Genomic DNA, 11,354 nt, shown 5'->3' with positions numbered 1-11,354 from the left:
CGGTGCCGCCCCCGGACGGTCCGGGGGCGGCACCGACGGGTGCGGCGCAGGAGACGACGCAGCCGGGGACCGGCGCACGCGGAGCCCGCGCGTCCGGGGAGCCCCGGGGGCCCGTGCCGGGCCTCAGCCCCGGCGGCGGCGCCCGGCGGCGAGGTGGGCCTGGCGCAGCACCTCGCCGATGCGCGGCTCCGGGACGGCGTCGTGCTCCTCGGCCCAGCCGCGCGCCTGCCGCTGGCCGAACCAGGTCACCTCGAGCCGGCGCACGAGCCCGTGCCACCGGTGCCCGGCCAGGGCCGAGAGCCCGAAGGCGGTGTCCACGACCAGCCGGCACAGGGGCGCCGGCAGCCGCAGCGGCTCCCGCCGCCCGGCGTCGCGCAGGATCGAGGCCGTCGTCGCCCCCTCCCAGGGCTGGAGCACGACCGGCGGCAGCGTCCCGGCGTGGCGCCCCGCGCGGGAGGTGAACTCGGCCAGGGCGTGCACGGAGGTCACCGGGGTGTGCGCCGTGCCGTCCCCGGCCACCGAGCTGACCGGCGAGGACGCGAAGCGCACCAGGCGGGCCGTCGTGCGCCGCCCGGAGCCCTGCACGGAGGTCGCGCGCAGCACGGTCACCCCCGGCGCGTCCGGGTCGTCGACCCAGTCGCGGCGCAGCTTCAGCAGCGCGCTCTCACCGAGGGCCTTCGAGAAGGAGTAGGGGGAGAAGGGCCGCACCGTGGGCGTCTCGTCGAGGACGTCGACGTCGCCCTGCACCGCGGCGGAGCTGACGTGGAGGACCCGGCGCACGCTCGTGCGCCGGGCCGCGAGCGCGACGAGCACGGGCAGCAGGGCGTTGGCCCCGATCAGCGACTCCTCGTGGCGCTGGTCCGGGGCCGCCAGCCCGGCCGCGTTGAGCACGACGTCGGCCCCGGCGAAGGACTCCGCGAGGTAGTCCAGCACGGACTCGAGCCGGCCGGCCTGCTGCAGCAGGTGGTGGACCGTGTGCGCCCCGGAGGCCAGCCGCGGCGCGGCGACGGGGACCACGCGCTGCCCGTCGGCCTGCAGCCGGGCCACGGTCGCGGAGCCCACGAACCCGGTCGCTCCGAGCACTGCCCAGGTCCTCGATGTCACGGTGCCTTCCTTCCTGCCGGCTGCGCCCGGCCGGCGGCGGTGCCCGGGGGCGCCGCCGTCGGGTCCGGATCCTTGCGCTCATCGTACAGACCGGCCCCGGCCCGGACCGGGACCCGGGGCCGGGGCCGGAACCGCCCCGGGCGGGCGCGGGCGCGGGCGCCCGGCCCCGGGCCGCCGGCGGCGCCGTGCCGCTCCCGTCGGGGCTGCCGCCCGGTCGTCGCGGGGGCGCCTTGCTAGACTCGGCCGGGCTCCCCGCCCCTCGGGCCCGCACCCCCGCGCCCCGCCCCGCACCCCTGGAGGACCCCGCATGCCGTCGAAGCCCGCGCCGACCGTGGCGGTGGCCTGCGTCACCCAGGACCGGCCCGAGGACGTCCTCGCCCTCGTCGCCGCCCTGCGCGAGCAGACCGTGCCCGTGGCCTCCCTGTGCCTCGTCGACGCCGGGCGCGAGGAGGTCCCGCGGGAGCGGCTCGAGGCGGCGGTCGACGGGGCGTTCCGGCTCGAGCACGTGCGCTCCCTGGCCAACCTGGGCGGGGCCGGCGGCTTCGCGCTGGCGATCCTCACGGCGCTGGCCACGGGCGCCGAGCGGGTGTGGCTCATGGACGACGACGCCCGGCCCGTGGACCCGGACTGCCTCGCCGTGCTCCTCGAGGAGGCGGAAGCCCGGGAGCTGTCCGTGGTCTCCCCGCTGGTCGTGGCCCCCCAGGACCACGGGGCGCTGGCCTTCTCCTACCGGCTCGGGGGCCGGCTCACCCGCTCCCGCGCCGCCCTGGAGCCGCTCGGGTTCCTGCCCGGCTACGCCGCGTTCTTCAACGGCGCCCTCGTGGCCGAGGACGTCTTCTTCCGCATCGGCCTGCCCGACCTGCGGCTGTTCCTGCGCGGGGACGAGGTCGACTTCCTCGTGCGCCTGCGCCGGGCGGGGGTGGCCTTCGGCACGAGCACGCGCACGGCCGTGGCCCACCCGCCGGGCTGGGACGAGGAGCACGAGGTGCTCCCCGGCCGGCTGAAGGTCGTGGTGCCGGGCACCGCGTTCAAGCGCGCGCACTTCTTCCGCAACCGCGGCTGGACGACGTGGCACTACCGCCGCGTCGTCCAGCTCGGCGCCGACCTCGTCGGCTACCCCCTGCACTACCTGCGCCGCGGGGACCTGCGCGGGCTGGCCGAGACGGCGGCCCGCTACGCCGAGGGCATGCGCGGGCGAGGCTTCGGCGGGCCGCGGTGAGCGGGGCGCCGTTCTCGGTGCTGATGCCCGTCTACCGGGGCGACACCGCGCAGCGGGTGCGCCGGGCGGCGGAGTCCAGCACCGTCGAGCAGCGGCGCCGGCCCGCGGAGCTCGTGATCGTGCGCGACGGGCCCGTGCCCGTGCCCGTCGAGGCGGAGCTGGCCCGGCTCGAGCGGGAGCTGCCCGTCCCGGTGGTCCGGGTCGACCTGGCGGTCAACGCCGGGCTGACCGCCGCCCTCAACGCCGGGCTCGCCCGGTGCCGGCACGAGCTCGTCGCCCGCGCCGACGCCGACGACGTCTCCTACCCCCGCCGCTTCGCCGTGCAGCTGCCGCTGCTCGAGGCCGGGGCCGACCTCGTGGGCTCGTCGATGCACGAGATCGGCGACGACGAGACCCGCCCGCTGGCCCTGCGCCGGGCTCCGGTGGGGGAGCGGGACATCCTGGCCGTCTCCCGCCACCGCAACCCCGTCAGCCACCCCACCGTCGTGCTGCGCCGCTCCGCCGTCGAGGCCGTCGGCGGCTACGAGGACGTGCCGCTCGCGGAGGACTACTGGCTGTGGGTGCGGATGCTGCGCGCGGGCGCCCGGGTCGCCAACGTGGCCGAGCCGCTCGTGGGCTACCGGGTCTCGGCGGGCTCCTACGAGCGCCGGGGCGGGGTGCGGGTCTTCCGGGCCGAGCTGGCCCTGCAGGCCCGCCTGCGGGGGATCGGCCACGTCAGCTCCCTACAATGGGTGCGCAACGTCGTGGTCCGCGGCGGGTACCGCTTCGTGCCCACCCGGCTCCGGGAGCTCGCCTACCGGACCATGGTCGGCGCCCCCCGCCGCTGACCGGCCGTGCCCGCGCACCGAGCGGCCGGCGGCACCGACCACGAAAGGAACGCCCCATGAGTGGTGAGCCCGAGCGACCCGCGCCCCCCGCGGTGACCGACCGGCCCGCGGCGTGGCTGTGGATCCAGATGCTGCTCGACTCGGCCGCGTGGGCGGTCGCCCTCGTGCTGGCCCTCGTGCTGCGCTACGAGATGAACCTCCAGTTCATCTCGGTGCCCGGACTGCTGGTGGTCTCGGCGGTCGCCGTCGCCGCCCAGCTCGTCGTCGGCTTCTCCTTCGCCCTCTACAAGGGCCGCTACTCCTTCGGCAGCTTCGACGAGGCCAAGCTGCTCGTCGTCGTGACCCTCATCGTCACCGCGGTGCTGCAGGTGCTGCTGCTCGTGGTCGGCACGGCCATCGGCATCCCGCGCTCCACCGCCCTGATCGCCTTCCCGTTCGCGTGCCTGTTCATGGCCGCCTTCCGCTACCTGAAGCGGATGTACCAGGAGGCCTCCGCCCGCCCGGGGGCCGCCGCCCAGCAGGTCGTCGTCTACGGCGCCGGGCGGCTTGGCACGTTCCTGGTCCAGCGCATGATGCAGGACCCCCGCTCCGAGTTCCTGCCCGTGGCGCTGCTCGACGACGACCCCGCCAAGAAGCACCTGCGGATCTCCTCCGTGCCCGTCCTGGGCACCCTGCACGACGCCCGCGAGGTGCTCGCCCAGACGCGTGCCTCCGTGCTGATCGTGGCGATGTCCACCCCGGACCCGCAGATCATGCGGCGGGTGGCGGACGCGGTCGCCGGCACCGGCGCGCGCGTGGTGACCATGCCCCCGCTGGGGGAGGTGCTCGCCAACCGCAACCGGGCCGTGGACTTCCGCGACATCAGCATGGAGGACCTCATCGGGCGCCGGCCGGTGGACATCGACGTCGAGGAGATCGCCGGCTACGTCCGCGGCCGCCGGGTGCTCGTCACCGGCGCCGGCGGGTCGATCGGCTCGGAGCTGTGCCGCCAGCTCGTGGGCTTCGAGCCGGCGGAGCTGATCATGCTCGACCGCGACGAGTCCGCCCTGCAGGCCACGCAGATCTCCATCACCGGCCGCGGGCTGCTCGACGGCGAGGACACCGTGCTCGCCGACATCCGCGACCCCGAGACCCTCACCGCCGTCCTGGAGCGGCGCCGCCCCCACGTGGTCTTCCACGCCGCCGCCCTCAAGCACGTCTCGCTGCTCGAGCAGTACCCGGACGAGGCCTGGAAGACCAACGTGCTGGGGACCCTCAACGTGCTGCGGGCCGCCGAGCGCGCCGGCGTGGAGGTGTTCGTGAACATCTCCACCGACAAGGCCGCCAACCCCACCACGGCCCTGGGCCACTCCAAGCGGGTCGCCGAGAAGCTCACCGCCTGGATGGCGGACCGCACCGGGCGCCGCTACGCGTCCGTGCGCTTCGGCAACGTCTTCGGCTCCCGCGGCTCCATGCTGCCGCTGTTCACCGAGCAGATCCGCCAGGGCGGGCCCATCACCGTCACGGACCCCGAGGCCACCCGCTACTTCATGACCATCCCCGAGGCCTGCCAGCTCGTCGTCCAGGCCGGGGCGATCGCCCGCGGCGGCGAGGTGCTGATCCTCGACATGGGCGAGCCCGTGCGCATCATGGACATCGCCGAGCGGCTGCGGGTGATGAGCGGGCGCGAGGACGTCGAGATCGAGATCACCGGGCTGCGCCCCGGCGAGAAGCTGCACGAGGACCTGATCGGGCTCGGCGAGCAGGACGAGCGGCCCTTCCACCCGAAGATCTCCCACGCCCGCGCCGACCGGCTCGACCCCGCCCAGCTCGACCGGCACACCTGGAAGGTGCGCGGCGGGATGGTCTACACGGGCACGATCCCCGTGGTGCGCGCCTCGTCCCAGCCCCCGCCCACCTCCGTGCAGCGGCCCCGCAGCTCCTCGGGGAGCGCGTCGTGAGCGCCGCGGTGCACGCCGCGGCCGCGCTGCTGCCCGCCGCGGGACCCGACCTCACCGACCCCGGGGCCCCGCCCGACCCGCAGGAGCTGCTGCTGCTCGGCCAGCTCGTGCTGGGCGTGGGCCTGCCCGCGCTCGTGCTCAGCCTCCTGCTGCCCTTCGCCGTGCGCCCGCTGCTGGCCCGCTGGGGCGTCGTGGACATCCCCGGGGAGCGCTCCTCCCACCAGCACGAGGTGCTGCGCGGGATGGGCCTGGCCGTGGCCGCCGCCGTCCTGGCCGCCTACGGCCTGGCCCTGCTCACGGGCACCGTCGAGGTCGACCGCTCCGTCGCGCTCGTGGTCCTGGCCGTGGCCGGGCTCGCCGCGGCGCTGGGCTGGGCCGAGGACTACCGGGGGCTCTCCGTGCGGGCCCGCCTCGCCGCCCAGCTCGGGCTCGGGCTGGCCGCGACCGCGGTGCTCACCGCCGTGCTGGGCACCTCCGTGTGGTGGCTGCCGGTGGGCACCCTCGCGGTCGCCGCGTACGTCAACATGGCCAACTTCATGGACGGGATCAACGGGATCTCCGGGCTGCACGGGCTCACCGCCGGGCTGCTCTACGCGTGGGCGGGGGCCTCCAACGACCTCACCTGGATGACCGCCGCCGGGCTGGCCGTGGCTGGGGGCTTCGCGGGGTTCCTGCCGTGGAACCTCGGGCGGGGCACCGTCTTCCTCGGCGACGTCGGCTCCTACCTGCTCGGCGGCTCGCTCGCCGGCATCGCGGTGGCCGCGTTCCTCTCGGGCGTCTACGTCGAGTACCTGCTGCCCCCGCTGGCCGTCTACGTCGCGGACACCACCGTGACCCTGCTGCGCCGCGTGCGCGCCGGCGAGGTCTGGTGGCGCCCCCACCGCCGGCACGTCTATCAGCGGCTCACCGACACCGGGCTGAGCCACCTCGGCTCCGCCCTCGTGGTCGCCGGGGCCACCGTGCTCGTCTCGGCCGCCTCCCTGCTGGGCCTGCGCGGGGGGACCACCACGACCGTCCTCGCCGGGGCCTTCGCCGTCGCCGTGCTCGCCGTCTACCTGACCCTGCCCGAGCTCCTGGCCCGCACGGCGCGGGCCCGCCGCGGCCGGGGCGCCCGCGCATGAGCGCGGCCCTGCTCAGCGCCCTGGCCGGGGCCGGGCTCGTGGCGGCCGTCGCCGCCCTCACCCTCGCCGTGACCGCCCTCACCGCCCGGGCGGCGACCCCCGTCGCGGCCCCCGCCCTGGCGGCCACCTACGTCCTGAAGGTCCTCGTCCTCGGGTGGGTGCTGCTCACCGTCCCGGCGCCGGAGGCCCTCGAGCGCCCGTGGTTCGGCGCGGGCGCGGTCGCCGGCGTCGTCGGCTGGCTCGCCGCGGCGGCCGCGCTGGCCGCCCGCTGGCACCGGCGGGCCGCCGCCCGGCCCGCCGGGACCGGACCCGACCCCGATCACGACCCCGAGGGAGCGAGCCCGTGACCCACCCCCAGGACCCCGGCCGCGGACCCGGCGACGACCCCGGGCGCGGTCCCGGGGGACGCTTCCCGGAGGACCCGGCCGCCGGGCCCCCGCGCGACGCCCCCGGCGGGCCCGGAGCCGCCCCCGGCGGCGGTCCGGACGGCGCCCCCGGCCGGACGGGGGAGACCCCCCGGACGGGGCGCGGGCTGCGCACCGCCGGGCAGCTCGTGGAGGGCGGCGGGGCCGCCGGGGCCCTGGCGACACTCGCCTACGTGGTGATCGGGATCGGGTTCTGGAGTTTGGTAGGGTGGGGTGCGGATCGCGTGCTGGGAACCCGGTGGATCGTGGTCCTGGGAGCGTGCATCGGCGCCGCCTCCGGGATCTACGTCGTGTACCTCCACATGCAGGCGGCGCTCCGGCGCGACAAGACCTCCGGCGGAGCTGATCCTCACCACCCGCACCAGTCCGGCCCGGACTCGGCGCCCCGACCGTGACACCCGGCCAGAGCACTGCAGAAAGGACCCGCATTGAACGCCGCCCTGAGGCTCCCCGCGACCGGAGGGTTCACCGCTCCGACCGTCGACGAGATGCACCTTCCTCCGTTCTTCGAGCTGGGAACCTTCGAGTTCGGCAAGCAGATGCTGCTGATCCTCCTGTCGGTCGTGCTGATCGCGGGCTTCTTCATGTGGGCCATCCGCCACCGCGCGCTGGTCCCCTCCAAGGCCCAGTACCTCGGCGAGGCCGGCTACGGCTTCGTGCGCAACCACCTCGGCCGGGACATCATCGGCGAGAAGGAGTTCCGCCCCTACATCCCGCTGCTGTTCACGTTCTTCTTCTTCATCCTCGTGAACAACCTCTTCGGCTCGATCCCCGTGCTGCAGCTGCCGACCCTCTCCCACGCCGGCTCCGCCTATGTCCTGGCGGGCATCGCCTACGTCACCTGGGTGTTCATGGGCATCAAGCGCCACGGGTTCGGCGGGTTCATGGGCAAGATGACCATGCCGCCGGACGTCCCGAAGGCCCTCTACGTCTTCCTCATCCCGATCGAGTTCCTCTCGAACCTGATCATCCGCCCGGTCACCCACGCGCTGCGTGTGTTCGCGACGATGTTCGCCGGCCACCTCGCCCTCATGGTCGCCGCGTCGATGACCGCCTTCCTGCTCACCAACGGCGGGCTGCTGAGCGTGGTCTCCGTGGGCTCCACGGTGCTGGGCGTCTTCATCTACTTCCTGGAGATCCTCATCCAGGTCCTCCAGGCCTACATCTTCACCCTGCTCTTCGCGGTCTACGTCCAGGGCGCCCTGCAAGAGGGCCACTGACCCGCGGGCACCGGCCCCGGCCGGTGCGACGAGCCTCCCCGAACTGTCCAGAGCCGAATCCCGGCTACGACGCCCGACCCGGGCACCTAGAAAGGAAACACCCCTCATGACTGGTTCGCTCAGCGCCATCGGTTACGGTCTGGCCGCCATCGGCGGCGGCATCGGCGTGGGTCTGATCTTCGCCGCGTACATGCAGTCCGTCGCCCGTCAGCCCGAGTCCCAGCGCGTCCTGCAGCCCATGCTGTTCTTCGGCTTCGCCGTGGTCGAGGCGCTCGCGATCCTCGGGTTCGTGCTCGCGTTCATTGCCTGAGTGGCGCCCCCGTTACTAGTCCTTCCGAGAGAACAGGAATCGCGAACATGACACTGGTGCTGGCAGCCGAGGAGGGGGCGAACCCCCTCTTCCCCAACGTGTGGGAGATGGCGATCACCCTCATCGGGTTCCTGATCCTGCTCTTCCTCGTCGTCAAGTTCGTCGTCCCGGCCTTCGAGCGCGTCTACCAGGAGCGCACGGAGGCCATCGAGGGCGGTCTCGCCAAGGCCAAGGCCGCGCAGGCCGAGGCCGCCGCCGCGCGGGACGAGTACAACCAGCAGCTGGAGAGCGCCCGCCTGGAGGCCCAGAAGATCCGCGAGGAGGCCCGCACCGAGGGCGAGAAGATCCTCGCGGACTTCAAGGACCGGGCCAACGCCGAGTCGGCGCGGATCACGGAGAACGCCCACCGCACCATCGAGGCCGAGCGCTCGGCGGCCGTCGTGTCGCTGCGCAACGAGGTCGGCGTGCTCGCCACGCAGCTCGCGTCGAAGATCGTGGGGGAGACCCTCGACGACGACGCGCGCGCCAACCGCGTGGTCGACCGCTTCCTCGCGGACCTCGAGGCCGACCAGCAGCGCAACGCGGGTGCGGCGCGATAATGGCGGCGACGAGCAACGACCCCCGCGCCCAGTCGGCCGCCGCGGTCGAGCGCTGGGCGGGCTCCGCCCGTCCCGCGCTCGCCCGTGAGGTCTTCGGCGTGCTGGCCGTCCTGGACGAGAACGGGGCGCTGCGGCGCTCCCTCACCGATCCCTCCTACCCGGGGGAGGCGCGGGTGCAGGTCATCCGCCGCCTGTTCACCGGCAAGGTCTCCCCGGAGGCAGTGGAGGTCGTCGCCGCCCTGGCGGAGCGCCGCTGGAGCGACGACCGCGGGATCGGCGACGCCCTCGAGCACGCCGGGGTCGCCCTCACGGCGGCCGCCGCGGAGAACCGCGCCGGCGTGGAAGGACTGGAGCGGCTGGTGGACGAGCTGATCGCCTTCAAGGGCGTGCTCGACGGCTCGCCCGAGGCGCAGACCGCCCTCGGCGACCCCCGCGCGTCCACCGAGGCGAGGACGCGCCTGGCCCGCCGCCTGGCCCCCGGCGTCTCGGAGGAGGCCGACCTGCTCATCGAGCAGGCCGTGCTCTCGCCCCGCGGCGCCCTGGTCGGGCGGCTCGTGGAGCGCTTCGCCGAGGAGGTCGCCGCCCGCCGCGAGTGGTGGATCGCCCGGGTGAGCACTCCCCGCCCGCTGACCGAGGAGCAGCGCTCCCGCCTGCAGCACCAGCTCAACGTGCTGTACGGCAAGGACCTGAAGCTGACCGAGGAGCTCGACCCCGCCCTGATCGGCGGGCTGCGGGTCCAGGTCGGCGAGGAGGTCATCGACGGCAGCGTCGCCACCCGCATCGACGAGCTGCGCCAGCGCATCCGGGCCTGACCCCCTTCGCGGGGCGGCCCGGCCGTGCCGGCCGGCGGCGGCCCACCGCGCCGGCGCCACAGAATGGACTCACGGTCACCGCCGCGGCAGTGATCACGAACTAGGAGAGCAGGGACAGGACATGTCCGAAGTCACCATCAACGCCGACGAGGTGCGCAGCGCGCTGAGCGAGTTCGCCGCGTCCTACGAGCCCGGCGCCGCAGAACGAGTCGAGGTCGGCCGGGTCAGCAGCGCCGCCGACGGCATCGCCCGCGTCGAGGGCCTGCCCTCGGTCATGGCCAACGAGCTGCTGCGCTTCGAGAACGGCACCCTGGGCCTCGCCCAGAACCTGGACGTGCGCGACATCGGCGTCGTCGTCCTCGGCGACTTCCGCGGGATCGAGGAGGGCCAGGAGGTGCACCGCACCGGGGAGGTCCTCTCCGTGCCGGTCGGCGACGCCTACCTCGGCCGTGTGGTCGACACCCTCGGCCAGCCCATCGACGACCTCGGCCCCATCGAGGCCGAGGGCCGCCGCGCCCTCGAGCTGCAGGCCCCCGGCGTGACCATGCGCAAGTCGGTGCACGAGCCGCTGCAGACCGGCATCAAGGCCATCGACGCGATGATCCCGATCGGGCGCGGCCAGCGCCAGCTGATCATCGGCGACCGCCAGACCGGCAAGACCGCCCTCGCCGTCGACGCGATCCTCAACCAGCGCGCCAACTGGGAGTCCGGCGACGTCTCCAAGCAGGTGCGCTGCATCTACGTGGCGGTCGGCCAGAAGGCCTCGACCATCGCCGGCGTGCGCCAGACCCTCGAGGACAACGGGGCCCTGGAGTACACCACGATCGTGGCCGCCCCCGCCTCCGAGTCCGCGGGCCTGAAGTACCTCGCCCCCTACACCGGCTCGGCCATCGGCCAGCACTGGATGTACGGCGGCAAGCACGTCCTGATCGTCTTCGACGACCTGTCCAAGCAGGCCGAGGCCTACCGTGCCGTGTCCCTGCTGCTGCGCCGCCCGCCGGGGCGCGAGGCCTACCCGGGCGACGTCTTCTACCTGCACTCCCGCCTGCTCGAGCGCTGCGCCAAGCTCTCGGACGAGCTCGGCGCCGGGTCGATGACGGGCCTGCCCCTGGTCGAGACGAAGGCCAACGACGTCTCCGCCTTCATCCCCACCAACGTCATCTCCATCACCGACGGGCAGATCTTCCTGCAGTCGGACCTGTTCAACGCCAACCAGCGTCCCGCCGTGGACGTGGGCGTGTCCGTCTCCCGCGTGGGCGGCGCCGCCCAGATCAAGGCGATGAAGAAGGTCTCCGGCACGCTGAAGCTCGAGCTGGCCTCGTACCGGTCCATGGAGGCGTTCGCGATGTTCGCCTCCGACCTGGACGCCGCCTCCCGCCAGCAGCTGACGCGCGGCGCGCGCCTGATGGAGCTGCTCAAGCAGAAGCAGTACACCCCGTACGCCGTCGAGGACCAGGTCGTCTCGATCTGGGCCGGCACCAACGGCCACCTGGACGAGGTCGAGGTCGCCGACGTGCAGGACTTCGAGCGGGCCCTGCTCGACCACGTGCGCCGCACCACGAACGTCATGGACTCGATCGTCGCCACCGGCAAGCTCGAGGACGACGCCGTCGCGGCCCTCGAGACCGCCGTCGGCGAGGTCAAGCGGGACTTCCGCGGGACCAACCACGGGATCGAGGCCGGCCACGAGGAGCACCAGCCCCTCGACGCCTCCGAGGTCGACCAGGAACGGATCGTCAAGAAGTAGCCGTCCGACCGGTGCGCCGCCCGCGGCGGC

At 74.4% G+C, this 11,354-nt stretch carries 12 protein-coding genes; 11 read left to right on the top strand and 1 reads right to left on the bottom strand.

The genetic code is table 11. From position 1 onward, the window contains the following. Nucleotides 1-123 precede the first annotated feature (123 nt). On the bottom strand, nucleotides 124-1,104 hold the full coding sequence (locus tag AS188_RS12770; RefSeq protein WP_058859169.1) for an NAD-dependent epimerase/dehydratase family protein: 981 nt from the start codon (nucleotides 1,102-1,104) through the stop codon (nucleotides 124-126). A 307-nt stretch (nucleotides 1,105-1,411) separates the two neighbouring features. Between AS188_RS12770 and AS188_RS12765 the strand changes: the two genes are divergently transcribed. From AS188_RS12765 to atpA, 11 genes are all read left to right on the top strand, one after another. Next, on the top strand, nucleotides 1,412-2,323 hold the full coding sequence (locus AS188_RS12765) for a glycosyltransferase (protein ID WP_058859168.1): 912 nt from the start codon (nucleotides 1,412-1,414) through the stop codon (nucleotides 2,321-2,323). Further along, nucleotides 2,320-3,150, top strand: a complete 831-nt coding sequence (locus AS188_RS12760; RefSeq protein ID WP_307725717.1) for a glycosyltransferase — start codon at nucleotides 2,320-2,322, stop codon at nucleotides 3,148-3,150. Before AS188_RS12765 ends, AS188_RS12760 begins: the two co-directional genes overlap by 4 nt. Nucleotides 3,151-3,206: 56 nt before the next feature. Beyond that, a complete protein-coding gene (locus AS188_RS12755) occupies nucleotides 3,207-5,090 on the top strand; it encodes a polysaccharide biosynthesis protein (RefSeq protein WP_058859167.1) in 1,884 nt (627 codons plus the stop codon). Further along, nucleotides 5,087-6,211: an MraY family glycosyltransferase gene (locus AS188_RS12750; protein WP_058859166.1), complete on the top strand. Its 1,125-nt coding sequence runs from the start codon at nucleotides 5,087-5,089 to the stop codon at nucleotides 6,209-6,211. The genes AS188_RS12755 and AS188_RS12750 overlap by 4 nt, the downstream gene beginning before the upstream one ends. Next, the gene (locus tag AS188_RS12745; protein ID WP_058859165.1) at nucleotides 6,208-6,558 is read left to right on the top strand and encodes a hypothetical protein; all 351 of its coding nucleotides are present in this window, start codon (nucleotides 6,208-6,210) and stop codon (nucleotides 6,556-6,558) included. The genes AS188_RS12750 and AS188_RS12745 overlap by 4 nt, the downstream gene beginning before the upstream one ends. Then, nucleotides 6,555-7,031, top strand: coding sequence for an AtpZ/AtpI family protein (locus tag AS188_RS17545; RefSeq protein WP_236944983.1), 477 nt, complete (start codon nucleotides 6,555-6,557; stop codon nucleotides 7,029-7,031). The genes AS188_RS12745 and AS188_RS17545 overlap by 4 nt, the downstream gene beginning before the upstream one ends. A 33-nt stretch (nucleotides 7,032-7,064) precedes the next feature. Further along, nucleotides 7,065-7,856, top strand: a complete 792-nt coding sequence (gene atpB, locus AS188_RS12735; protein WP_058859164.1) for a F0F1 ATP synthase subunit A — start codon at nucleotides 7,065-7,067, stop codon at nucleotides 7,854-7,856. Between the two features lie 106 nt (nucleotides 7,857-7,962). Continuing rightward, nucleotides 7,963-8,166 (top strand): ATP synthase F0 subunit C, encoded by a 204-nt coding sequence (atpE, locus tag AS188_RS12730; RefSeq protein WP_017833261.1) that lies wholly within the window; start codon nucleotides 7,963-7,965, stop codon nucleotides 8,164-8,166. 47 nt (nucleotides 8,167-8,213) lie between these two features. Next, a complete protein-coding gene (locus AS188_RS12725) occupies nucleotides 8,214-8,765 on the top strand; it encodes a F0F1 ATP synthase subunit B (protein ID WP_058859163.1) in 552 nt (183 codons plus the stop codon). Beyond that, the gene (locus tag AS188_RS12720; protein WP_058859162.1) at nucleotides 8,765-9,577 is read left to right on the top strand and encodes a F0F1 ATP synthase subunit delta; all 813 of its coding nucleotides are present in this window, start codon (nucleotides 8,765-8,767) and stop codon (nucleotides 9,575-9,577) included. The genes AS188_RS12725 and AS188_RS12720 overlap by 1 nt, the downstream gene beginning before the upstream one ends. Nucleotides 9,578-9,698: 121 nt before the next feature. Beyond that, complete coding sequence (gene atpA, locus AS188_RS12715; protein ID WP_058859161.1) at nucleotides 9,699-11,324, top strand: F0F1 ATP synthase subunit alpha; 1,626 nt, start codon at nucleotides 9,699-9,701, stop codon at nucleotides 11,322-11,324. Nucleotides 11,325-11,354: the final 30 nt, after the last annotated feature.

Origin of the sequence: Kocuria flava (assembly GCF_001482365.1) — a bacterium.
GTDB lineage: Bacteria > Actinomycetota > Actinomycetes > Actinomycetales > Micrococcaceae > Kocuria > Kocuria flava.
This window is presented reverse-complemented; position numbering and strand designations above follow the sequence as displayed.